This window comes from Pseudomonas sp. MM211, assembly GCF_020386635.1.
Classification (GTDB): domain Bacteria; phylum Pseudomonadota; class Gammaproteobacteria; order Pseudomonadales; family Pseudomonadaceae; genus Aquipseudomonas.
In genome coordinates this window covers 2390238-2412947 of sequence record NZ_CP081942.1, presented here as the reverse complement: position 1 = coordinate 2412947, position 22710 = coordinate 2390238, and the positions used below count along the sequence as shown (strand labels likewise).

Below are 22710 nucleotides of genomic sequence, written 5' to 3'. Positions count from 1 at the left end.
TATACGCCATCATACTGTGAGAACAGGTGTTTTGCTTGGCCCAAATCCAGGCAGCGAGCCGCGCGATGTTGTCCGAGTCTTGCGGCGCTGCCGCGTACCTGCGCCACTCAAGCGTGGTGCAGATACCAACGCCAATCCTGCTCGCCGACCTCGGCCATGAACTGGCGGTACTCGGTTTGCTTGATCGCCAGAAACACCTTGAGAAACGCTTCACCCAACGCCTCTCTGGCCCAACTCGATTGCTCCAGGGCACACAGCGCAGTGAGCCAGTCGGTCGGCAGGAACTCGGTGGCCTGCTCGTAACCGTTGCCGACGATGGTTGCGCCCGGGTCGATCTGCTCGCGAATGCCGTGGTGGATGCCGGCGAGAATCGCCGCTGCCGCCAGATAAGGGTTAGCGTCAGCGCCACAGATGCGGTGCTCGATATGGCGGCTGTTGGCCGGGCCACCCGGCACGCGGAACGACACGGTGCGGTTGTTCACGCCCCAGCTCTTGGCCAGCGGTGCGTAGCTGTTGGCCTGGAAGCGGCGGAACGAGTTGGCGTTGGGGCAGAAGATCGCCAGCGAGTCGAGCAGCGTGGCCATCATGCCGCCGATGGAATGGCGCAGCAGCGGCGTGCCTTGTGGGTCTTCGCTGGCGTAGAGGTTGTTGCCCTGCTCATCGGCCAGGCTCACGTGCAGGTGCAGGCCACTGCCGGCCAGATCGCCGAACGGCTTGGCCATGAAACAGGCCTGCAGCCCGTGCTGGTTGGCGACGCCTTTGACCAAGCGCTTGTAGCGAATGCCTTCGTCGATGGCCTGCAGCGCATCGAAGCGGTGCTCCAGGGTCAACTCGACCTGGCCAGGCGCGTACTCGGAAATCGCCGTGCGCACCGGCAGGCCCTGCACGTCGCAGGCGGCATACAGGTCGTCGAGGAACGGCTGCAACTGCTCCAGCTCGTACACGCCATACACCTGCGGCGCCTGAGGTCGCACGCCATTGCTCTGCAGCGCCGGTTGCGGGCGGCCCGTGGCGTCGCGCTGCTTGTCCAGCAGGTAGAACTCCAGCTCCACGGCCATCACCGGGTAAAAGCCGTCGGCCTTGAGGCGTTCGATCACTCGCACCAAGGCATGCCGAGGGTCGGCCGGCGTGGCGGGCAAGCCCTGGGTCGGGTGCATGCTCACCTGCACTTGCCCAGTGGGCGAGCTGCGCCAGGGCTGCAGGGTCAGGCTGCCGGGCAGCGGGTATGTCCAGCAGTCGGCATCGGCCACTTCCCAGACCAGGCCAGTGGTTTCGACGTCTTCACCCTGAATGGTCAGGGCCAGAATCGAACTGGGCAGCGGCCGGCCATGCTCATAGATCGCCAGCAGCTCATCACGGTGCAGCAGCTTGCCACGCGGCACGCCGTTGGCATCGATCAGCATCAGCTCGATGCTGCGCACTTCGGGGTGGGCGGCGAGAAAGTCGCGGGCTTCCTGGATATCGGCGAATTGCATGGTCAGCTCTCGTAAAAAATTGCAGGAAACACCGCTGTAATCCCCTGCCCGCCTTCAGGGCGTGGCAGGAGGATCACGGCGGTCAATCGACATCTCTGGTCACGCACGGGCACCGGGAATTGCCAGCAGCTCGGTCAGCCCTGCATCGAGGGTGGCGAGCAGCTTGTCGACGTCGGCGGTGCTGGTATCCGGGCAGCACAGGGTCATGTTGTGGAACGGTGTGATGAGGATGCCACGGTTGATCAGGTACAGGTGCAAGGCCATCTGCAGGCTGTCATGGAAAGCGGCTTCGGCTTCGGCACCGGTCTTTGGCGCCGTGGCGCAGAACTGGAATTCGCAGCGCGCCCCCAACTCGGTCACCGACCAGTTCAGCCCGTGCTTGCCGATCAACTGGCGCAAGCCGGCGGCCAGGCGTGCAGCCTGGGGGAGCATGTGATCGTAGGCCGCTGGCGTCATCACCTCTTCCAGATTCACGCGCATGCAGCGCATGGCCAGCGCGTTGGCTGACAGCGTGGTACCCATGCCGCTGTGGCCATGGCCGTGGCTGGTTTCACTGGCATGTTGCTGGGCCAGGCGCATGGCCTGCGCCATCTCGTGGCTGCAGCCGTACACCGAGCACGGCACGCCGCCAGCGATGGGCTTGCCGAGGGTGATGAAGTCCGGCTTGAGGTTCCAGGCGCGGGTGCAGCCGCCAGGCCCGGTGGAGATGGTGTGGGTTTCGTCGATGATCAGCAGGCTGCCGTACTGCTTGCTCAGCTCGCGAACCTTTTCCATGAAGCCCGGCTCGGGCAGCACCATGCCGATGTTGGTCATCGCTGGCTCGCAGAGAATCGCCGCGACATCGCCTTGAGCGAGGGCTGCCTCCAGCCCGGCGACATCATTGAACGGCACGGCGCGGCTGGTCTTGGCCAGGTTGCGTGCCTGGCCGATCAGGCCGCCACGGTGCACGGTGCGGCCTTCCTTGCAGCGCACCATCACGTCGTCGACGGTGCCGTGGTAGCAGCCGTCGAACACCAGCAGCACCTTGCGCCCAGTGATCGCACGGGCCCAGCGGATCACGTAACGGTTGGCGTCGGTGGCGGTGGTCGCCACCTGCCAGAACGGCAGGCCAAAGCGCTCGGCGAGCAACTCGCCGGCGATCACCGCGTCCTCGCCCGGCAGCATGGTGGTCAGGCCGTTGGCGCCCTGCTCGGCGATGGCCCGGGCAATCGGGTCAGGTGAATGGCCAAACATGCTGCCGGTGTCGCCCAGGCAGAAGTCGATGTACTCGTGGCCGTCCACATCATAGAAACGCGCGCCCTTGGCTCGGCTGACGAACAGCGAGCTGGGCATCGACCAGTCACTCATCCAGTGCATCGGTACGCCACCGAACAGCGACTTGCGGGCACGCTTGGCCCACTCGACGGATTTCGGGTTGCGCTGCAGAAAGCGCTCGCGTTCACCGGCCACGAAGGTTGCGACTGCCGACTCGCTGATTCCACTGTTGAACATGAAGGACACTCCAAATGTTGTATGAACGGGTCGCCGCAACGCTCAGTTGCCGGCCGACACACCGCAGTCGATTGCCATGTCCGCGCCGGTGATGGAGCGCGCGCTGCTCTGGCAGAGGAAATACGCCAGGTCGGCCACTTCGCCGGGCTGGATGAAACGCGCCGCGTCGCCTTGCGGGTACTTGGCCAGCAGATCCTGGTAGTACGCCTGCTGGTCGCCATTGCCGTAATGCTCGGCCTGGAACTTCAGCATCGGAGTCTCCACATCGCCCGGCGACACGCTGTTGCAGCGCACGCCTGAAGGCGCCAGATCCAGCGCCAGCGCCTTGGTCATGAGGGTCACCGCGCCCTTGCTGGCGCAGTAGGCGGCAGCATTGCGATTGCCCTGCCGGCCGGCGTCGCTGGAGATGTTGACGATGGCGCCCTTGCTCTCGCGCAGCGCCGGGATGCTGGCCGAGCACATGAAGAAGGTGGCCTTGAGGTTGACGTCCAGCACGATGTCGAAATCCTCTTCGCTGAACGATTCCAGCGGGCCTTCACGCCACACACCGGCGCAGTTCACCAGGGCGTCCAGCCGGCCGATGCTGGCGAGCAACGCCGCGACGACGTCTTTGCAGGCGCTCGGTTTACGAATGTCGGCGCCATGCGCGCCGGCCAGCTTGCCTTCGGCCTGCAGCGCGGCGAGCGCGGTGGCGTCCAGATCCGTGCCGAAGACCTGCCAGCCACCCGCATTGAAACGCTCGCACATGGCCTGGCCGATACCGCCCAGGGCACCGGTAATCAGAACGACGGGTTGCATCGGTTCACTCCTCGGCCCGCAGGCCGCTCGAGGGGATAAAAGAGGGGTTGGCGCTCAGGGCGCCTTGTTCTCGATCAGGCTGTTGCCGCCATCGATCACCAGCGACTCACCGGTGATGTAGCTCGCCTCCGGTGAGGCCAGAAAGGCCACTGCGGCGGCGACTTCTTCGGGATAGCCGGCGCGGCCCACGGGCACATAGGCCGCAGCGCGCTGTTCTTCGGGGTGGGTGGCGGCGGTAGTGATCCACCCCGGCGCTACCGAATTGACGGTGATGCCCTCGCCGGCCACTTCCAGCGCCAGTGACCGGTTCAAACCGAGCATTCCGGCCTTGGCCGCGCTGTAGCCGGCCTCCCCCGGATTGCCAACCCGCGTGCCAGTCACCGAGCTGACGTGTACGACACGGCCATATTGGCGCTGCTGCATGCCCGGCAGCACGGCGCGGGTGAGCAGAAATGCGGAAGTCAGGTTGCGCGAGATCGACAGGTTCCAAACGTCGAGGCTCATCTTCGACACCTCGACGAACGGCTCGGGGCTGCCCTGCATGGCCATGCCGGCGTTGTTGACCAGGATGTCGATGCGCCCCCAGAGCGCCTCCGCACAGTCTGCGAACGCCTGCGTCTGCGCTTCGTCGGTGAGGTCGACTGCGCAGCCCTCGGCCTCGAAGCCCGCGGCGCGCAGCTCGGCTACACGCTCGGCGATGCGCGCGCTGCTGGCGGTGACGATCAGCTTTACGCCAGCCGCCCCGAGCCTGCGCGCAATGGCCATGCCGATGCCGCTCTCGCTACCAGCGCCGCTGACCAATGCCACCTGACCTGCCATTGCCCTGAACATACCGACCTCATCCCGCGGGTTTGATGGGCTGGATGCTAAGCGCATAAATCTGATACAAAAAGACGACTGTTATCAGGGAAACTGACAACCATGGTATTCACCAGCGAATCGCTTCGGGTATTTCTCGCCGTCATCGACGAAGGCTCGTTTTCCGCGGCAGCGCGCGTCTTGGGCCGTGTGCCCTCGGCCGTGAACATGGCGGTGTCGCAGCTGGAGGCAGAACTGGATCTGATCCTGTTCGATCGCTCGACCCGCAAGGCGCTGCCCACCCCAGCCGCCCGCGCACTGGAGCCCCAGGCCAGACAGGTGGCCAGTCAGCTGAACCTGCTCGACGCCCATGCACTGCAGTTGCACAAGGGCCTGGAAAGACGGCTGGTGCTGGCGATGGCCCCGGAGCTACAGACCGGCGCCTGGAGCCAGCCGCTGATTACCCTGGCCCGGGAATTCCCCACTCTGGAGATAGAGATTCGCTCGGCTGCCCAGGCCGATGCGGTGCGCATGCTGCACGACGGCAGCGTGCACGTGGCGTTGATGTTCGAGCGCCCCGGCATCGACGAGCGCGAAGCCTTCGCCGAAGCCGGCAGCCAGTTGCTTACCGCAGTCGCCGCGCCAGGCTACCCGTTCACCAGCGAGGGAGAACCACTGGACGAAGCGCACATGGCGGACACACGGCAGATCGTGGTGGCCAGCGGCGACCCCAACGCCTCCGACCCGCAGATCGTGCTTTCCCACCGCGTGTGGCTCACGGACAGTTACCTGGCCACCCTCGACCTGGTGCAAGCCGGCCTGGGCTGGGCCTACCTGCCGCAGCCGCTGGTTCAGCCGATGATCGCCTCGGGCGTGCTGTCCGCGGTCAAGTTCGACAACATGGCCAGCCAGATACGTCTGTGGGTCGATGTCATCTGGTACAAGAGCCGCCCCCTGGGGCTGGGGGCACGCCGTTATCTGCAACTGCTGCGCGAGCAGGTCGAGGCTGGGCCGGCGCGTTCGTAAGTGCCTGGCTCTGCTGCAGCGTTCCGCACTTCATCGACCCGCCGCCAACGCTCTGTTAGGCAACGATTCTCGGCAGGTTGCCCGAAGCCCAGGAAACCGGGGTTCTCGCTGCTGTCGCCTGGCCCAGATCGCTCACCGCATCAAGGCGAGCGATCTGCTCGGCCGACAGTTCGAGCGCCAGGGAACCAAGATTGTCGGTGAGCTGCGCCAGGGAACGTGGCCCGATGATCGGCACCGAGCCGTGAGTACCGGCCCAGGCAATTGCAACCTGGCCAGGGTTGACGCCCAGCTCATCGGCAACCGCGATCAGCACGTCGAGAATCTGCGTGCGCTGCGCCGAGTTCTCGGCCTGGAATACCCGCCCACCGAAGCCTTCGGCCCGGCCCTTCTCGCCCTGCCGGTATTTGCCAGTGAGCATGCCGCCGCCGAGCGGAGACCAGGTAACGATCCCCAGCCCCAGAGCATGGGACGCCTGGAACAAATCGGCCTCGGGATCGCGGTGCACCAGGCTGTGCTCGAACTGCGCCGCCGCGATGGGAACGGCGCGGGTCAGTTGTGCCAGGGTGGCAGCATGGGCGAGACGCCAGGCCGGAAAGTTGGACAGGCCCGCGTAGAGAATCTTGCCGGCGCGAGCAAGATCATCCAGACCGCGAACCACTTCTTCCATGGGCGTAACAGCGTCGGGATGATGCACCCAGTAGATATCGATGCGGTCGGTTTTCAGGCGCTTCAGGCTCGCCTCGACCGACGCGACCATCGCCTTGCGGCTGTTACCGGTGACCAAGCGGTTGGCATCGGGTGCCGCGCCGTTGGTGAACTTGGTAGCGAGGACGAAATCCTCGCGGCGCCCCTCCAGCAGCGTACCGAGCAGCGCCTCGGACTGGCCGAACTGGTACACGTCGGCGGTATCGATGAAGTTGCCGCCAGCTTCGGCGTAGGCGTTGAAAACGGCCTCGCTGGTATCAGGGTCGGCACCATAGCCCCAACCGGTTCCAAAATTGCCGGTGCCCAGCGCCACCTGGGAAACCTGCAGGCCCGTTTTGCCAAACGTGGTGTATTTCATGCTGTTCTCCACCGCCGTCAGGCGGCCACTGTTAGAGGTCGATTAGCGCTATTGCTCAGGGCGACGAGGCACCACCAGATTGCCCACGGAAACCTGCACGACCTGCCCATCCTGATTCAGCGTGGTGGTGCGCATTTTGACCAGCCCTTGAGTAGGCTTGGATCTGGATGGCCGCACCTCCAGCACCTCGAGTTCCACCCGCAGTTCATCGCCAGGCCTGACCGGCAGCGGCCAGCGCAGCTCGTCGAAGCCGGCGCCGACAATGCCGCCGGCGAGTTTCGGCTCGCAATCGACCAGCAGGCGCATGGTCAGCGCCGCGGTGTGCCAGCCACTGGCGGCCAGTGCACCAAAAATCGAAGTACTGGCAGCGGCTTCGTCGAGATGAAATGGCTGGGGGTCGAACTCGGCAGCGAAGGTCTTGATGGCCTCCGCGTCGAGGCGAACCCGGGTAGTGCCAGCGAAGCGTTGACCCGGTTGCAGGTCGTCCAGGTAGTAGATGGTCATCTTTCAGGCTCCCTCTTTTTACGGGCCGCAGGTGCGGCGTGAAAACTACTGTCATCAGCCAAGCACAACGACGGTGCGATGCCGCTAGCTCGCGTTCTCGGGTATGGCTGCCAGGATCTGCGAACGACACAGGTCGATGATCTCGTCTGCCAGCGGGGAATCGTCCGGGCAGGCGCGGGACAACACGATCGCCCCGACTGCCTGGGCGAACAAGCCGATCATTTGCGCTCGCGCGTCCTGCCCTTGCGTATCGCCCTCATGATCGAGCGTCGCTAGCATGCCTTCGATGCCCTGCGCGAATATCGCCTTGATCTCGTCCGGTTGACGCGTCGCGTCGCCGCCAAGCGCGGCCATGGTGCAGCCAGACCCGCGCTCATCACGGTGCTGTCGAGAAACGTAGAAGTTGAAGAACGCGGCGGCGTCTACACCGCTACTGCGCTCCAGCGTTTTTGAAATGCCGCACGCGGCCGATTCCGCCATCAGGTCAGCCTTGGAGCCGAAGTGCTTGTAGAACCCGCCATGCGTGAAGCCGGCAGCGGCCATCAGATCCGCCACGCCCACGCCGTCATAGCCGCGCTCACGAAACAGAGCAGAGGCTGTTTCGACGATCAGCGCTCGGTTCGCCTGGGCCTGAGCCTTGGTCACTCGCATATCCACATGCCTCCTGGTGCATCGCCTATCAAGCGTCAAGCATACATTGATGTCGATCATAATCAATTTTATTGACATAAAAGATTACGACCATCATTTTAAATACGCCGAGTCCAACCAAGGTGCGCCTCCCCACGTCGAATGAGGGCATTCGTGATGCAGACGCCGCCCGTGCTGCTTGGAGGTATTCGCGCCATGAATGGCGGGCGTATCAGCGTAGTCCTGGTGTTGCCAACAAGCTGAATGTCGTGTTCATGTGGGCGACGCTGCGCTGGCTTCACCAGGCTGTGCTGGCCCGAATAATGGCTGCGTGATCAGCCTGGCAGCGCCCGCTTGGCGCTGCCGAATTCTCCGATTCACCGTATTAGCAGTACCGCTGAATATGCAGCGGCCACTAACCCAAATGGAGCGTGTCATGTCCGACGATGTACTGTTCAGCCCCTTCAAACTGAAAAGCCTGGATCTGCCCAACCGCATCGTCATGGCGCCCATGACCCGTGCCCTGGCGCCCGAAGGTATTCCCGGCGAGCAACATGCCGAGTACTACCGTCGCCGCGCTGCCGGCGGCGTGGGCCTGATCCTGACGGAGGGCACAGTGATCGACCGCCCGGCCTCGCGCAACATGCCAGGTATCCCGTTCTTTCATGGCGATGCAGCGCTGGCTGGCTGGGCTGAAGTGGCCAAGGCCGTACACGCGGCTGGCGGTCGCATCGGCCCACAGATCTGGCACACCGGCTCGACCCGTTCCCGTGGCGAATGGGTGCCTGATGCGCCGGTGGAAAGCCCGTCCGGGCTGGTGGCCCCCGATGATCCGCGCGGCGTGACCATGACCCTGGAAGACATCGCCGATACCGTGGCGGCATTCGCCAGCGCTGCAGCGGATGCCAAACGCCTGGGCTTCGACACGGTCGAGCTGCATGGCGCCCATGGTTACCTGATCGACCAGTTCTTCTGGCCAGGTACCAACACCCGCACGGATGCCTTCGGTGGCGCCACCATCGCCGAGCGTTCGCGCTTCGCTGCAGAGGCGGTACGCGCCGTTCGCGCGGCCGTCGGGCCGGACTTTCCGCTGATCCTGCGGGTCAGCCAGTGGAAGCAGCAGGACTACGCCGCACGCCTGGCGACCACGCCTGACGAGATGACCCAGTGGCTGACGCCGCTGGTCGAGGCTGGCGTGGATATCCTGCATTGCTCGCAGCGCCGCTTCTGGGAGCCGGAGTTCGCGGACATCGACGGCGAGCACGGCCTCAACTTTGCGGGTTGGGCGAAGAAACTCACCGGTGCAGCGACCATCAGCGTCGGCTCGGTAGGGCTCGATGGCGACTTCTTCGGCGCCTTTGGCGGCAAGGGCTCCGATGCCGCCGTGCTGGATAATCTGCACCTGCGCCTCGAGCGTGAAGAGTTCGACCTGATCGCCGTGGGCCGTGTGCTGATCTCCGACGCACAGTGGGCCAACAAGGTTCGTAACGGTGAGCCACTGCCAGGCTTCAATGCCGCCGACCTCGCCACGCTAGCCTGACGATTGACGCACGCAATGTGCGCTTGAAACACGGCAGGCGCGGGGGTCAAATCTCCGCGCTTTGCTCGTCTTCACCCAAAGCCGTCAGTGCGGCAATTCACCACGCAAGGTGCCCTCGCCAAACCTTACCGCGGTGGTAAAGTTCGGCCCCATGAAATTCGCCCGCGATGAACGGTCACTGATTGCATGGATGCTCTACGCCAGCGTCCTGTTCAGTCTGTTCGTCTGCGGTATTCATCACGGGCAAATGAGCGGCCTTGCCCTCAGCGGCCTGAACGGCGGTTACTGCGCTTCTGGCAGTGATCACGGCCAGCGTTACGATGACGGCAGCTCCAGCCAGTCCCAGCAGATGAGTGCGCAATTCAACTGCCCGCTGTGCTCGTCTTCTTCCCTGGCCATCGCCCTCAATACCGCAAGCTGGAACATTGGCCACCGGCTCTCGGCGAGGCCGTCGCCAATCGTCGTGCGCAGCCTGGCGCAACCGCCACCGCGCTATCTATGGCCCTCCCTGAATCCTCGCGCCTCCCCTTCCCGCTTCCTCGCCGTGTGACCCAATCAGCCTGATTCCATCGGCCTGCGCCCGCGCGCGGTCGGGAAACAGCGCCACCCATTCCGCGTGGAAAAACCTTTGATGAAAACAACAGATACCGCTCTGCTGCTGCCGCTCGCGCGCCGTTCGGCGCCAACCGTCATGCTGTCCTGCCTGTTCGCCCTCACGCCGCTGAGCCAGGCCGTTGCCGACACCCGCAACACCGGCGATTCGCTCGTCACACTCGGCGCGGTCAGCGTCGTTGCAGGGCAAGCCGGCCCGCTGGCCAGCCACAACATTCTCAGCTCGGTCGATGTACTCGGTGCCGACATCCTCGAAAAGCAGCCGGTGCAATACAGCTGGGAACTGTTCAGCCGAGCGCCCGGTGTAATGCTGACCCAATTCAATCAGGGCACCACCTCCGGCAAGTTGTCGTTTCGCGGCTTCAACGGCGAGGGTGAGGTGAATGCCGTCAAGCTGCTGATCGACGGTATTCCCAGCAATACCAACGACGGCAACATGCCCTTCATCGACATGGTCTTCCCGCTGGAGATCGACAGCCTCGAAGTGGTGCGCGGCACCAACGACCCGCGCTACGGGCTGCACAACATCGCCGGCAACGCCAGCATCAATACCCGCCAGGGCGGCAACGAAGGCAAGTTGCGGCTGCGCTATGGCAGCTTCGACACCCGTGAACTGCAACTGGTGAAGGGCATCGAAGGCGGCAACTGGAGCCAGAACTACGCCTTCAGCTATCAGGGCAGCGATGGCTATCGGGATCACGCAAAGGCCGAGCGCATGAGCTTCGCCGGCAAGTGGTTCTATACCGCAGACGATGACGCCTGGCGTGCCGGGTTGATCGCCCGGCACTACACCGTCGATGCCGACGAAGCCGGCTACCTGAGCCGCTCTGACTCCCGCAACCGGCCACGTCAATCCTACGCCAACAACGCCACCGACACCGGTGAACGGGAAATGAACCAGCTCAGCCTGCACCTCGACGCCAACCTCTCGGAGACCCTGAGCTGGGCCAGCAAGGCCTACGTGAATACCTTCGAAGACCGCCGCTGGACGCAGTACTGGCGCACCTCATCGCAACAGGAACGTTACGCCGACGAAACCCAGTACGGCGCGCTGAGCAGCCTGACCTGGCGCCCCGAGGTGGAGCATCTGCATGCCTTCGCCCTGGAGGGTGGTGCCGAGGTACAGCGCCAGGAGAACGAAAGCCTGCGTTACCGCACGCAGCAGCGCAACCGCGTGGCGCAGACCCGCGATCAGCAGTTCGACCTGAATGTTTACGGCACCTATGTGCAGGCGGTGATCGAGCCCAGCGAGTCGCTGAAGATCATCCCCGCGTACCGCGTCGACAAGCTGTATGGCGGCTACGTCAATGGTTTGAGCGGTGAGCATGCCGACGTCAACGACTATGGCCTGATCAAACAGCCGAAGATCAGCGTCGTCTACTCGCCCTGGGAGCAAGCCAGCCTTTATGCCAACTGGGGCCGCAGCTATCAGGTCGGTGTCGGGTCGGCGGCTTATCGCCTGGCGACCCTCAGCGACGACCTGAAACCGTCGATCAACGATGGCTGGGAAACCGGCATCAAGTTCAAGCCAGCCGCCTGGATCGATGGCCGTATCGCCTACTGGGAGCAGAAGGCCTCGGATGAAGTGCAGCGCAAGCTCAACGACGCGGTTGGCGATGCCGAGAACGTCGGTAAAACCTTGCGCAAAGGCTGGGATGTGCAGCTCAACCTGTACCCCAGCGACGCCAGCAGCATCTGGCTGTCCTACTCGCGGCAGTTCTCGGAGATCCTCGAGCCCAATCCCAACCTGCCGGCCAGCAAGGGCAAGGAGATGGATCACGTGCCTCATCACCTGTACGCCGCTGGCTCGACCTATCAGCTGACGCCTGAGCTCGAGCTGTCCGCCTGGGTCAACGGCCAGAGCGACTACTACCTCGAACGCACCAACAGCACCGGCAAGTTCGGCGATTACCTGCTGCTCAATCTGGGGGCGACTTATCAGGTCACGCCAACCCTGAGCGTCGATGTGCAGGCCAAGAACATCACCGACCGTTACTACGAATACGCCTGGTATGACGACAGCGCCGGTGTGCAGCAATCGCTACACGCGGCAGGCGATGGTCGGGCAGTTTATGCGGGGCTGACGCTGGACTTCTAGACCACGGCCATGGCCACGTAGCGACTGGCTACGTGGCCATGGCGTACCCACTCACTGCTCTTCATCACGCAGTTGGCTGCTCAAGCGGTCGCAGCTCTCGACCAGTTGCTCAACCAGTCGGGCAGTGGCGGGGACTGTTCGCGCAAGTTCAGTTCCAACGCGAACTCACCTGGCGATACGTTGCCTTTCGGCCCACGGAACAAGCCGCGCATGATGACCACGCCCAGCACCCGGCCATCCCTCACGAATCGGTGTTCGATAAAGCTCCATTTTTCATCCCAACCCAACATCCGGGTATGCACTTCAAAAGCCTGGAACAGCTTCAGTTCGCGACGGAACTTGCCCCATACATCACCGACGATAGGCAGGGCACGATGACGCAGCGCTACCCGAAACGCACCGCTGCGCAGTACGTAATCCATACGCCCGACATCAGACAGGGTGAAGTAGCGGCCATTGGTGACGTGGCGGTTAAGGTCGAGATCAAGCGGCCAGACTCGCATGCGCACGACGGTGGTTTCGAACGCAGATACAGGCCGGCGCCATGGCCGGCGCAGCAGCATCAGAAAAAGGCGAAACCAAAGATTCATAACGCGAACACCTGCTCGAACGAAGACGTGCACTGTAAACACGTCGCGCCAAGCAAGGTAGTTGCAGAACTGCCTTACCCCATGGGATTTATGCAAAAACGATGGTGCTTTCGCCCGGCTGCCAATAGAGGCGATGACGTTCGCTGCACATCGAGTATCTGTTCAACACAGGGCTAGCAGCGCGGAGCAGGGCCGGTATCTTTCTTAGGCATATGCGCCGAGGAGGCAAGCCTCCTGTTTGGTTCCAGCACCCTATTGGTTTGAGCGATGAAGTCGAGCATCACGGCTTGCACCAAGGCGCAGTTTTCCAGTTGGGCCTTACTCAGACACCTGCTCCCCACGCATTGCCCGTCCGCTGACATCGCTTTGAAGCATATGCCGGTTGGGCCTTTTTCAAGGTCAAGTCGGCAGCCTGTTTCAGAGGTAAATCTATTTATATAGTTGTCCATAATAATGTGAGGCAACGATGGGCAAATCGGTTCGCACTGTATTGATACCGCTCGTCATACGGTTCGTTTGTGTGAACCTATCGGAGCGCTCACGCTCTCGGCCAACGCTGAAGATTCTCCTCACTATCAGCAAGCTAAGGCAGCAGTGAGGACGATCAGCCAACGCCTGTCGGCCCCTCGATGACCTGGCGCACTTTGCGGGCCAGATCGGTCGGCACGTATGGCTTGGATATCACCTCGAATTCACTGCCGGCAGCGTCGGTGCTCTCCAGAGAACTCTCGGAGTAACCCGTGGTGAGCAGTACTTTCAGCCCCGGTTTGCGACGCCTGGCTTCGCGGGCGAGCATCACGCCATTCATTCCACCAGGCATGATCAGGTCGGTGAACAGCAGGTCGTAGTCGGCCATGTCGAGCATTAGCAGCGCTTCACGGGCGTTCATGGATATCTCGGCGATGTAGCCATAGTCTTCGAGCACCATCTTGGCCAGATCGGCCACATCCGGCCGGTCTTCCACGATCAGCACGCGCTCAGTGCCATTGCGCTCGCCTGGCTGCTCCTTGGCAAGACGCTGGGTAACCTGGCTGTCATCTGCGGGGAAATACAGACGCAACGTCGTACCAACACCCTCTTCGGAATAAATCCGCACCGTGCCGCCGGACTGTTTGACGAAGCCATAGACCATCGACAGGCCGAGGCCTGAGCCTTTGCCCTCCTCCTTGGTGGTGAAGAAGGGATCCATCACTCGTGTACTCACGCTCTCGGCCATGCCGATGCCGTTGTCAGTGATGGCGATGCTGACGTAACGCCCCGGCATCAAACCGTCATAAGACATGCTGCCCAAGTCGTCGACCACCACGTTCTTGGTTTCGATATCGACCGTCGGATGCTCACGCCCTTCAAGCGCATCGCGGGCATTGATAAGGATATTGAGAAAGGCGACTTCGGCCTGCGTCGGGTCGATTCGGCAGTTCCAGAGCGTCTTCTCGAGCGTCAACCGCAGGGTGGACTGCCCCAGGGTTCGCTCACCCAACTCCTGGAAGCCGTTGATAAGCCCGTTGAGGTTGAGCACGCGGCCCTCGAGCTTCTGCTTGCGCGCAAACGCCAGCAGTTGCTGGGTAAGGGTGGCAGCACGATCAGCGGCATTACGGGAGTTGCGCACGTAGCGCTGCATGCGCTCCTGGTCGTATGCAGGCTTGGCTATCGTGCGGTCGAGCACCTCGAGGTAGCCGATCATCACTTGCAGCAGGTTATTGAAGTCATGGGCAATACCGCCCGTGAGCTGGCCCAGCGCTTCCATTTTCTGCGCCTGGCGCAAACCTTCCTCGGCATCGCGACGACGGCTGATATCCAACTGGGAAGAAAAGAAATAAATCAGCTCACCGGCGTCGTTGTAGACCGGCGAAATAAACAGCGCACTCCAGAACGTCGAGCCGTCTTTTCGGTAGTTGATCAGCTCGACGGCCAGTTCTTGCCTCATCGCAACCGCTTCACGAACCTGCGCGACCACCGCGCGATCCGTTTCCGGTCCCTGCAGGAAACGGCAGTTCCTACCGACGACTTCTTCAGCGCTGTAACCGGTCATCTCCAGAAAGGCGTTATTGGCGAAGATGATCGGATTATCGTCACGATTCGGGTCGGCGATTATCATCGGCATGCGGGTGGTTTCTACCGCCGCAAAGAAGATGTTCTTGCCGGAGCCGGAGATGTCCCCGGACGAGGTGTTATCGACACGGAAACTCTGTTTGCCGCTATTAACCATTGGCTTCCCCTGTATGAATGGGCGCAACCAGCGAAACGGCCGCTCTACAAAAATTCGAGCAACTGGCCATCAATAAGTTCTACAAACAGAATTACCTGTACAAGTTTTCAACCGTCATCAGCGAGCCAATTCAGCGCGTTATGACGGCTGCGAATCAGCCAACTTCGGCTGTTGAAAGCAATGCCCCTGTGAACCACCACGTCTCTGATGGCAAACTCTCCACGTCGTCCATCCGCCAGCGCAAGGTGCTCCGTGCAATCCACCCTCAAAGATTTCGATTGGGCTTTGACACCGCTCGGAGCGACAGATAACTGGCCGGACGCGCTGCGCACCGCCTACGGCATCATGAACACCAGCAGCTTCGCCATGTGCGCAACCTGGGGGCCGGAGCGCACGCTGATCTACAACGAGGCCTACATACCCTTCCTGGGTGATCGCCATCCCAAGGCACTTGGCATGGCGATACATGAAGTCTGGAACGACGTGTGGGACACCATTGGCCCGCTGGTGGACAAGGTGCTGGCTGGCACTCCCATTCATGACCAGAACATGCACCTGGTCATGACCCGCAACGGTTACCCCGAAGATACTTACTGGACGTTTTCCTACAGCCCCCTGGAGGACGCTTCAGGCGCAATCGCCGGCTTCCTCAATGTGGCCATCGAAACCACCCAGGTGGTGACGATTCAACAACCCGCTATCGCCAACGCCGAGCGGGTGCAACTGGCCCTGGCTGCGGGAGCCATAATCGGCACCTGGTTCTGGGATCTGCCCACCAACCGCTTCACCGTAGACGAAGCCTTCGCACACAACTTCGGCCTGAATCCCGCGCTGGGTCGTGAAGGTTTGAGCCTGCAGCAGGTCGTCGAAACCGTTCATCCCGATGATATCGAGAGCCTGCTCGAGGCCATCAACGAAGTCATCTCCCGTGGCGGCCCCTACGCCCACCAGTATCGCGTGCGCCGTGCCGACGGCTGCTATTACTGGCTGGAGGCCAATGGTCGCGTGGAACTGGCTGCCGATGGCAGTGGGCTGAGCTTCCCTGGCGTACTGATCAACGTGGAGGAGCGGCGCGCCATCGAAGGCGAACGTGATCGTGCCATTGCACGGGTCATGGCACTCAACGCCGAACTCGAACAGAAAGTCATCGCGCAGACCTTCGAGCGCGGTCGTACCTGGCAGATAACGCCGGACCTGCTCGGCGTACTCAACGACGACGGTTATTTCGAGGCATCCAACCCCGCCTGGCAGACGACTCTTGGCTGGTCGGAAGAGGAGCTGGCTGACACCCACTTCCTGGCATTCGTGCACCCTGCCGACCAAGCCGATACGCAGCGCGTCTGGCAGCAGGTCAAGCTGGCCGGCGAGCCCGCACTGGGCCTGGAAAATCGCTTCAGTTGCAAGAGCGGTGAATGGCGCTGGCTGTCTTGGGTGGCCGTTCCCAGTGGTGGCAAAACGTACTGCTCCGCACGGGATGTGACCCGGGAAAAGCTCAACCGTGCCGAGCTGAAAAAACGCACTGCCGAGCGCGACCGCCTGTGGGAAAGCACCAACGATCTGATGGGTTCCGCAGGGCTAGACGGTTACTTCAAAACCATCAATCCGGCCTGGACTCAGTTGCTAGGCTGGGAAGCCGAGCAACTGCTCAGCACACCGTTTATCGAGATAGTGGTGGAGGAAGATCGGGCAGACGTTTTCGGGCTCCTGGAGCGCCTGAGCAAGGGCGAAAAGGTCAGCGGCTTCACCAGCCGCCTCCGTTGCAAGGCGGGTGATGCGCGATCGTTCCTGTGGACAGCGGCTCCGGACTCCGTGAGTGATGTATTCCACTTCGTCGGCCGCGATGTCACCGCCCAGCACATGGCCGAGGAGTCGCTGCGACAGTCCCAGAAGATGGAGGCGATCGGGCAATTGACCGGCGGCATCGCCCACGACTTCAACAACCTGCTCGCGGGCATCTCCGGTTCGCTGGAACTGATGCATCTGCGCATCGAGCAGGGCCGCTTCCATGAACTGACCAAGTACATGAGCTCGGCAGAAACTGCCACCCGCCGTGCCGCCGCCCTGACACATCGGCTGCTGGCCTTCTCACGGCGCCAAACGCTGCTGCCCAAGCTGACGGACGTCAACCTGCTGATCGCGGGCATGCTGGAAATGATCCAGCGTACCGTCGGCCCGAGCATCCACTTGGAAAGCGAACTGCAGCCGAACCTGTGGACAGCTCTGGTCGATGCATCGCAACTGGAAAACACCCTCCTCAACCTGTGCATCAACGCCCGCGACGCCATGCCCAACGGCGGCGTGATCAAAGCGACCACGGAGAACCTGTGGATCGATGCCAAGCGCGGCGCCACCCTCAATCTGCCCGAAGGCGACTACCTGAGCCTGGCGGTGCTGGACAACGGCGTGGGCATGCCGGCGCAGATCGTCGCCCGCGCAGTGGAGCCGTTCTTCACCACTAAACCGATGGGCGAAGGCACGGGGCTTGGCCTGTCCATGGCATACGGTTTCGCCAAGCAGTCAGGTGGCCAGATGCGTATCACCTCGACGGTGGGTGAAGGCACGGTCGTGACCCTGTACCTGCCCCGCCACAACGGTAAAGCCGAAGTCGAGGCGACACCCTCGGCGATCGCCGGGCTCGATCTGGCAGCCGAGGGAACCGGCAAGACGGCGCTGGTGGTCGATGACGAACCGGCCATACGCATGTTGGTAACCGAGGTACTCGAAGAACTCGGCCTCAACGTGATCGAGGCCGGCGACAGCGCTGCCGGACTGAGCATTCTGCAATCCGAGACCCAGGTCGATCTACTGATCAGCGATGTTGGCTTGCCGGGAGGCATGAACGGCCGGCAGATGGCCGATGCTGCGCTGACCAGCAGGCCCAGCATGCCGGTACTGCTGATCACCGGCTACGCGGAAAACTCGTTGCTCACCGACGGCCAGCTAAGCCCGGGGATGGCGGTGCTGACCAAGCCTTTCACCCTGGAAGCGCTGGCTTCGCGGGTACGCGAATTGGTGACGGAATAACGCTTCCAACACCCGGCTGCAGCACCAGCCCTCTCAGCCCAATGCTTCCTCGTAGTCCTTGACGTAGTCGGTCGCCAGCGCGATTTTCTGCTGCTGGGTGAGCATCTTCCCGGCCTGCTGGAAGAAGGTGTGCTCCTCGTCTTCCAAGTGATGGAAGATCTTGTCCTTGAGTTTGCGGGCGGTAGCGAGCCACGAAGGGCTGGACGGGTCGGTTTCTTCCAGGGTCTCAAGCAACTCATCCATCTCGTGGTGCTCGGCAACGCCGTGGCGAGACAGATCGACGCCGGAGTCGTGCTTCATCAACGGCGAGTAGAAGAACCGCTCTTCCGCTCGAGCATGGGCGAGCAGCTCCTCTTTCAGTTCACGGTAATACTGGGCGCGCTCTGGCGAATCGCCCTGGGTGGCGACCAGCGCCTCGGCCATTGCCCGCTGGCGATCGTGGCTTTCACGTAATGCTTCGAAGATCTGCATAAGGTTCTCTCATCAGGTTACGGATTGTCCGTGGCCTTTCGAGGCCATCTGCAAGGTCAGACCGAGGCGGCAAAATCGTGGTTCAACCAATTAACGCGCGCAGCCGAGCACACCGGCGAATGCGGCAAGACGAGAATCGGTTGTTATGAGAGGCGTATCAATGCTGCGAAAGAATGGCGCTCAGCAGCCCGGGGAAGCGCGTATCCAGCTCGGCGCTACGCAAGGAGTTCATGTGCGTGGTGCCGATGTTGCGCGTATGCACCAGGCCGGCATCGCGCAGCACCCGGAAATGGTGAGACATGCTGGACTTGGGGCGGCCACCATCGAGCTCACCACAGGTGGCCTCAGTCACACCGGCCAGGCAGCGAACGATCTCCAGGCGAACGGGGTCACTCAAGGCGTACAGCAGACGCTCGAGTGTCAGGTCACGGGGATCGGGATGTTTGAAGGGGCGCATGCTGCACATGATAACGGGGCTATCGACAATTGCCATAGTTCGATTATGATCGAACTAAAGTAACGAACGAATCAATCTGGAGTTTGCCCATGTCTGCGCTGTTCGAACCCTTCAAGCTGAAAGACGTCACCCTTCGCAACCGCATCGCCATCCCGCCGATGTGTCAGTACATGGCCGACGATGGCCTCATCAACGACTGGCACCATGTGCACCTGGCCGGCATGGCGCGTGGCGGCGCAGGCCTGCTGGTCGTCGAGGCGACCGCCGTTGCCCCGGAAGGCCGTATCACCCCCGGCTGCGCCGGCATCTGGAGCGACGAACACGCCCAGGCGTTCGTCCCGGTGGTGCAAGCCATCAAGGCCGCCGGCTCAGTGCCAGGCATCCAGATCGCCCACGCCGGCCGCAAAGCCAGCGCCAACCGCCCATGGGAAGGCGACGACCATATCGCCGATAACGATTCGCGCGGCTGGGAAACCATCGCACCGTCGGCCATCGCCTTTGGCGCCAACCTGCCGAAAGTGCCACGCGCCATGACCCTGGAAGATATCGCCCGGGTACGCCAGAACTTCGTCGACGCCGCCCGCCGCGCCCGTGACGCCGGCTTCGAATGGATCGAACTGCACTTCGCCCACGGCTACCTGGGCCAGAGCTTCTTTTCCGAGCACTCCAACCAGCGCACCGATGCCTACGGCGGCAGCTTCGACAACCGCAGCCGCTTCATGCTGGAAACCCTCGCCGCCGTTCGCGAAGTCTGGCCTGAGCACCTGCCGCTGACAGCCCGCTTTGGCGTGCTCGAATACGACGGCCGTGACGAGCAGACTCTCGAAGAGTCCATCGAGCTGGCCCGCCGCTTCAAGGCCGGTGGCCTGGATCTGCTGAGCGTCAGCGTCGGCTTCACCATCCCTGATACCAACATCCCATGGGGCCCGGCCTTCATGGGCCCGATCGCCGAACGCGTGCGCCGCGAGGCCGACCTGCCGGTAACCTCCGCCTGGGGCTTCGGCACGCCACAACTGGCGGAAGAAGCAGTCAAAGCCGGTCACCTCGACCTGGTATCCATCGGCCGCGCCCACCTGGCCGACCCGCACTGGCCATACTTCGCCGCCAAGGAGCTGGGTGTCGACAAAGCCTCCTGGACGCTGCCAGCCCCCTACGCCCACTGGCTGGAACGCTACCGCTAAGCGGTATTTCCGCCTGGCTAGCTGACTAGTCAGCCATTCGTCGCTTTGGGTGCCCATTCCAGGCACCTGCAGCCTCGCTTGAGTTCGATAATCGATGGCCCTCGCAGTGTTTGCGCAACCATCACAAAGCCGCCTCTGAGCGAGGAAGTCCGCCCGCCCGCTCCCTTCACAAGTTGCTTGCCGTCCATTGGGGCACAGCGCATCATGCCGCCAACCCTGCCTGCGGTACCCTCCGATGCCCCATCGCCCTGCCCCCTTCCCGCCTGATGAGGAAGAGCGCGTTCTCTCACTCGAACACCTCGAAATCCTCGACTCCGCGCCGGAGCAAGGCTTCGATGATGTCGTGCAGTTGGCGACCACGTTATGCGAAACGCCGATTGCGCTGGTGTCGCTGGTCGACCGTGAGCGGCAGTGGTTCAAGGCCTGCATTGGCCTGGATGTCAGTGAGACCCACCGCGACCTAGCGTTTTGTGCCCACGCGATTCTAGAGCCGGACAACGTGCTGGTGGTGGAGGATGCGACCCAAGATCCACGCTTCCAGCACAGCGCGCTGGTGCTCGGCCCGCCCTACATTCGCTTCTATGCCGGGGCCCCCATTCGCACCGATGCAGGCCACCTGCTGGGCTCCGTGTGCGTGATCGATACCCGCCCACGCACGCTCAGCGAGGCACAGCGCCAGGCCCTACAAGCTTTGGCGCGGCAAACAGCGGCCCTGCTGCACTTGCGTCTGCTTGAAGTGCAGCGTGAGCGGCGCGCCAGCGAACTGGCAGATCAACTGGAACATGCCCAGACCCAGCACCGCGAAGCTGAAGCGTCGCTGCGCCATGCGCGACGGGTGTCATCCCTGGGAATGCTCACGGCAAGCATCGCCCATGATGTGAACAACCTGCTGCAAGTACTCAGCGCCAGCCTGCAGATGGCTCATCTGCGTGCGCGTCGCCCCGCAGAGGTGGAGCGTTTCTGTCAGACCGGGCTGCAGGCGGTGGAGCAAGGCGGCAAGCTGATCCGTCAGTTGCTGGCCAACGTACGCCAGGACGGCCCGGAGCTGGCCTGCATCGATATCAGCGAGCGCATAGAACGATCCCGTGACCTGCTCGCCGGCACCCTGGGTAATGGCATCGAACTGAGCTTCGACCTGACAGCCAGAGACGTGGCCGTGATGTGCGACGAAGTACAGCTGCAGGCCGTGGTGCTCAACCTGCTCAGCAATGCGCGCGACGCCATGCAAGGCAGTGGTCAGGTGCAGATCGCCACGCGCCAGCAACAGGTCACGGGGGACTCGTTACTGGGTGACGGCGCGTATCTGGTGCTCAGCGTCAAAGACGACGGGCCGGGCATGTCCGAGGAACTGGCAAGCAAGGTGTTCGACCCGTTCTTCACCACCAAGCAGGCAGGCCACGGAACCGGGCTGGGCCTGGCACAGGCACGTGACTTCGCCAACAACACCGGCGGTGATGTGCGGGTCGAGACCGCACCAGGCGCTGGCACCAGCATGAACCTCTACCTGCGTGTGCTGGGCCGTATCAGCGTCGTCGATCGAGCAGGTTGACCACCAGGCGATCCAGCCAGCCCCACAGGCGCTGACGCAGACGCTTCCAGAACGGCCGCGCCTGCCACATCTGCAAGTCGACCTCACGGCTCTGCGGGAAATCGGTTTCGAAGCTTTGCTGCACCGCCGCGGTGAAATCCGCATCCAGAGTTTCGACGTTGGCATCCAGGTTGAAGCGCAGGTTCCAGTGGTCGAAGTTGCAGGAGCCGACACTGGTCCAGTCGTCCACCAGCACCATCTTCAGGTGCAGGAACCGCGGCCGGAATTCGAAGATGCGCACCCCGGCCTTGAGCAATCGCGGGTAGTAACGCTGCCCGGCGAAACGCACAGGGGGGTTGTCGGTGTGCCGGCCACTGAGCAGCAAGCGCACGTCGACACCCCGCGCCGCAGCCTTGCGCAGCGCCCGACGCACTTTCCAGGTCGGCAGGAAATACGGTGTGGCCAGCCACACGCGCTGCTGTGCACCATTCAAGGCACGAATCAGCGACTGCAGGATATCGCGGTGCTGTCGTGCATCGGCATAGGCCACTCTGCCCCAACCCGTCCCGGTTGGCGGCAGTTGGGGCAGCGGCTTGCGGTGCGGGGTGAGATACGGACGCCAGGCAAAGCGTGCATTGTTGGCCTGCCACTGCCGGTCGAACAGCTGCAACCAGTCGACCACCAGCGGTCCGTCGATTTCCACCATCACTTCGTGCCAGGCACTGACCGGCTCACCGGGCGTCCAGAACTCATCGGTAGAACCGGTGCCGCCGACGAAGGCGACCCGGTCGTCGACCACCAGCAACTTGCGGTGGTCACGGTACAGATTGCGCGCGCCGCGGCGCCAGCGTATCGGGTTGTACCAACGCAGCTGTATGCCGGCATCGAGCATCGATTGCCGGTCACGCTGACTGAGCCCCTGGCAACCGAACGCATCGAACAGGCAGCGCACCGCCACGCCGCGCTGCGCGGCTTCACACAGGGCACGCAACAGGGCATCGGTACAGGCGCTGCTGACCACCAGATATTGCTCGAGCTCGACCGTCTCACGGGCCGCGTCGATGCAGGCGATCATCCGCGGAAAGAAGGTCGGGCCGTCGTTGAGCAGGGTGAAGCGATTACCTTCCCGCCAGGGAAATACCTGACCGGGCATCAATTACGCTCACAGGGTGGAAGGAAGGACGACGGGCGCATGGCATCTCGGCCGAGGGCTGG

At 62.7% G+C, this 22710-nt stretch carries 18 protein-coding genes and 1 pseudogene; 7 read left to right on the top strand and 12 right to left on the bottom strand.

Translation table 11 applies throughout. The annotated features are described in order from the left end of the window. Positions 1-107 precede the first annotated feature (107 nt). The 4 genes from K5Q02_RS11035 to K5Q02_RS11020 all read right to left on the bottom strand — a co-directional run bounded on the left by K5Q02_RS11035 (position 108) and on the right by K5Q02_RS11020 (position 4595). On the bottom strand, positions 108-1475 hold the full coding sequence (locus K5Q02_RS11035; RefSeq protein ID WP_225839166.1) for a glutamine synthetase family protein: 1368 nt from the start codon (positions 1473-1475) through the stop codon (positions 108-110). Between the two features lie 99 nt (positions 1476-1574). Further along, positions 1575-2966 carry an aspartate aminotransferase family protein gene (locus K5Q02_RS11030; protein ID WP_225839165.1) on the bottom strand — a complete coding sequence of 464 codons (1392 nt, stop codon included), beginning with the start codon at positions 2964-2966 and terminating at the stop codon, positions 1575-1577. A gap of 42 nt (positions 2967-3008) precedes the next feature. After that, complete coding sequence (locus K5Q02_RS11025) at positions 3009-3764, bottom strand: SDR family NAD(P)-dependent oxidoreductase (protein WP_225839164.1); 756 nt, start codon at positions 3762-3764, stop codon at positions 3009-3011. A 54-nt stretch (positions 3765-3818) separates the two neighbouring features. Then, positions 3819-4595 carry an SDR family NAD(P)-dependent oxidoreductase gene (locus K5Q02_RS11020; RefSeq protein WP_225839163.1) on the bottom strand — a complete coding sequence of 259 codons (777 nt, stop codon included), beginning with the start codon at positions 4593-4595 and terminating at the stop codon, positions 3819-3821. Between the two features lie 90 nt (positions 4596-4685). On the opposite strand from K5Q02_RS11020, the gene K5Q02_RS11015 reads away from it, so the two are divergent. Then, positions 4686-5588 (top strand): LysR family transcriptional regulator, encoded by a 903-nt coding sequence (locus tag K5Q02_RS11015; protein ID WP_225839162.1) that lies wholly within the window; start codon positions 4686-4688, stop codon positions 5586-5588. Between the two features lie 55 nt (positions 5589-5643). Here K5Q02_RS11015 and K5Q02_RS11010 read toward each other — a convergent pair whose 3' ends face one another. From K5Q02_RS11010 to K5Q02_RS11000, 3 genes are all read right to left on the bottom strand, one after another. Next, the gene (locus tag K5Q02_RS11010) at positions 5644-6651 is read right to left on the bottom strand and encodes an aldo/keto reductase (RefSeq protein ID WP_225839161.1); all 1008 of its coding nucleotides are present in this window, start codon (positions 6649-6651) and stop codon (positions 5644-5646) included. 48 nt (positions 6652-6699) lie between these two features. Continuing rightward, positions 6700-7155, bottom strand: coding sequence for a MaoC family dehydratase (locus tag K5Q02_RS11005; RefSeq protein WP_225839160.1), 456 nt, complete (start codon positions 7153-7155; stop codon positions 6700-6702). Positions 7156-7239: 84 nt separating this feature from the next. After that, a complete protein-coding gene (locus K5Q02_RS11000; RefSeq protein ID WP_225839159.1) occupies positions 7240-7806 on the bottom strand; it encodes a TetR/AcrR family transcriptional regulator in 567 nt (188 codons plus the stop codon). Positions 7807-8221: 415 nt separating this feature from the next. Here K5Q02_RS11000 and K5Q02_RS10995 point away from each other — a divergent pair, with 415 nt between their 5' ends. From K5Q02_RS10995 to K5Q02_RS10985, 3 genes are all read left to right on the top strand, one after another. Then, positions 8222-9325, top strand: a complete 1104-nt coding sequence (locus K5Q02_RS10995) for an NADH:flavin oxidoreductase (RefSeq protein WP_225839158.1) — start codon at positions 8222-8224, stop codon at positions 9323-9325. Positions 9326-9476: 151 nt separating this feature from the next. Continuing rightward, positions 9477-9875, top strand: a complete 399-nt coding sequence (locus tag K5Q02_RS10990) for a DUF2946 family protein (RefSeq protein ID WP_225839157.1) — start codon at positions 9477-9479, stop codon at positions 9873-9875. 141 nt (positions 9876-10016) lie between these two features. Beyond that, positions 10017-12035 carry a TonB-dependent receptor gene (locus K5Q02_RS10985; protein WP_442963998.1) on the top strand — a complete coding sequence of 673 codons (2019 nt, stop codon included), beginning with the start codon at positions 10017-10019 and terminating at the stop codon, positions 12033-12035. A 51-nt stretch (positions 12036-12086) separates the two neighbouring features. Here the strand turns inward: K5Q02_RS10985 and K5Q02_RS10980 are convergent. Both K5Q02_RS10980 and K5Q02_RS10975 read right to left on the bottom strand, forming a co-directional pair. Continuing rightward, positions 12087-12625: pseudogene (locus tag K5Q02_RS10980) on the bottom strand (thioesterase family protein). 604 nt (positions 12626-13229) lie between these two features. Then, entirely contained in the window at positions 13230-14834 is a 1605-nt protein-coding gene (locus K5Q02_RS10975; protein ID WP_225839155.1) for a histidine kinase famiy protein, read from the bottom strand. A gap of 207 nt (positions 14835-15041) precedes the next feature. Between K5Q02_RS10975 and K5Q02_RS10970 the strand changes: the two genes are divergently transcribed. Then, complete coding sequence (locus K5Q02_RS10970; protein ID WP_225839154.1) at positions 15042-17858, top strand: PAS domain-containing protein; 2817 nt, start codon at positions 15042-15044, stop codon at positions 17856-17858. A 33-nt stretch (positions 17859-17891) separates the two neighbouring features. On the opposite strand, the gene K5Q02_RS10965 is transcribed toward K5Q02_RS10970, so the two are convergent. Together K5Q02_RS10965 and K5Q02_RS10960 are read right to left on the bottom strand one after the other, a co-directional pair. Beyond that, a complete protein-coding gene (locus tag K5Q02_RS10965) occupies positions 17892-18329 on the bottom strand; it encodes a hemerythrin domain-containing protein (protein ID WP_225839152.1) in 438 nt (145 codons plus the stop codon). Between the two features lie 157 nt (positions 18330-18486). After that, positions 18487-18822, bottom strand: coding sequence for an ArsR/SmtB family transcription factor (locus K5Q02_RS10960; RefSeq protein ID WP_225839151.1), 336 nt, complete (start codon positions 18820-18822; stop codon positions 18487-18489). A 53-nt stretch (positions 18823-18875) separates the two neighbouring features. Between K5Q02_RS10960 and K5Q02_RS10955 the strand changes: the two genes are divergently transcribed. Both K5Q02_RS10955 and K5Q02_RS10950 read left to right on the top strand, forming a co-directional pair. Then, positions 18876-19967 (top strand): NADH:flavin oxidoreductase/NADH oxidase, encoded by a 1092-nt coding sequence (locus tag K5Q02_RS10955; protein WP_225839149.1) that lies wholly within the window; start codon positions 18876-18878, stop codon positions 19965-19967. A gap of 235 nt (positions 19968-20202) precedes the next feature. Further along, positions 20203-21516 carry a sensor histidine kinase gene (locus K5Q02_RS10950; protein ID WP_225839147.1) on the top strand — a complete coding sequence of 438 codons (1314 nt, stop codon included), beginning with the start codon at positions 20203-20205 and terminating at the stop codon, positions 21514-21516. Here the strand turns inward: K5Q02_RS10950 and K5Q02_RS10945 are convergent. Then, a complete protein-coding gene (locus K5Q02_RS10945; protein ID WP_225839146.1) occupies positions 21491-22648 on the bottom strand; it encodes a phospholipase D-like domain-containing protein in 1158 nt (385 codons plus the stop codon). The genes K5Q02_RS10950 and K5Q02_RS10945 overlap by 26 nt on opposite strands. Between the last annotated feature and the right edge of the window lie 62 nt (positions 22649-22710).

Excerpts from the sequence above, each read along its gene's own strand:
- K5Q02_RS11035 (WP_225839166.1), bottom strand. The coding sequence starts at position 1,475 with ATGCAATTCGCCGATATCCAGGAAGCCCGCGACTTTCTCGCCGCCCAC.
- K5Q02_RS11030 (WP_225839165.1), bottom strand. The coding sequence starts at position 2,966 with ATGTTCAACAGTGGAATCAGCGAGTCGGCAGTCGCAACCTTCGTGGCC.
- K5Q02_RS11025 (WP_225839164.1), bottom strand. The coding sequence starts at position 3,764 with ATGCAACCCGTCGTTCTGATTACCGGTGCCCTGGGCGGTATCGGCCAG.
- K5Q02_RS11020 (WP_225839163.1), bottom strand. The coding sequence starts at position 4,595 with ATGTTCAGGGCAATGGCAGGTCAGGTGGCATTGGTCAGCGGCGCTGGT.
- K5Q02_RS11015 (WP_225839162.1), top strand. The coding sequence starts at position 4,686 with ATGGTATTCACCAGCGAATCGCTTCGGGTATTTCTCGCCGTCATCGAC.
- K5Q02_RS11010 (WP_225839161.1), bottom strand. The coding sequence starts at position 6,651 with ATGAAATACACCACGTTTGGCAAAACGGGCCTGCAGGTTTCCCAGGTG.
- K5Q02_RS11005 (WP_225839160.1), bottom strand. The coding sequence starts at position 7,155 with ATGACCATCTACTACCTGGACGACCTGCAACCGGGTCAACGCTTCGCT.
- K5Q02_RS11000 (WP_225839159.1), bottom strand. The coding sequence starts at position 7,806 with ATGCGAGTGACCAAGGCTCAGGCCCAGGCGAACCGAGCGCTGATCGTC.
- K5Q02_RS10995 (WP_225839158.1), top strand. The coding sequence starts at position 8,222 with ATGTCCGACGATGTACTGTTCAGCCCCTTCAAACTGAAAAGCCTGGAT.
- K5Q02_RS10990 (WP_225839157.1), top strand. The coding sequence starts at position 9,477 with ATGAAATTCGCCCGCGATGAACGGTCACTGATTGCATGGATGCTCTAC.
- K5Q02_RS10985 (WP_442963998.1), top strand. The coding sequence starts at position 10,017 with ATGCTGTCCTGCCTGTTCGCCCTCACGCCGCTGAGCCAGGCCGTTGCC.
- K5Q02_RS10975 (WP_225839155.1), bottom strand. The coding sequence starts at position 14,834 with ATGGTTAATAGCGGCAAACAGAGTTTCCGTGTCGATAACACCTCGTCC.
- K5Q02_RS10970 (WP_225839154.1), top strand. The coding sequence starts at position 15,042 with ATGGCAAACTCTCCACGTCGTCCATCCGCCAGCGCAAGGTGCTCCGTG.
- K5Q02_RS10965 (WP_225839152.1), bottom strand. The coding sequence starts at position 18,329 with ATGCAGATCTTCGAAGCATTACGTGAAAGCCACGATCGCCAGCGGGCA.
- K5Q02_RS10960 (WP_225839151.1), bottom strand. The coding sequence starts at position 18,822 with ATGGCAATTGTCGATAGCCCCGTTATCATGTGCAGCATGCGCCCCTTC.
- K5Q02_RS10955 (WP_225839149.1), top strand. The coding sequence starts at position 18,876 with ATGTCTGCGCTGTTCGAACCCTTCAAGCTGAAAGACGTCACCCTTCGC.
- K5Q02_RS10950 (WP_225839147.1), top strand. The coding sequence starts at position 20,203 with ATGCCCCATCGCCCTGCCCCCTTCCCGCCTGATGAGGAAGAGCGCGTT.
- K5Q02_RS10945 (WP_225839146.1), bottom strand. The coding sequence starts at position 22,648 with ATGCCCGGTCAGGTATTTCCCTGGCGGGAAGGTAATCGCTTCACCCTG.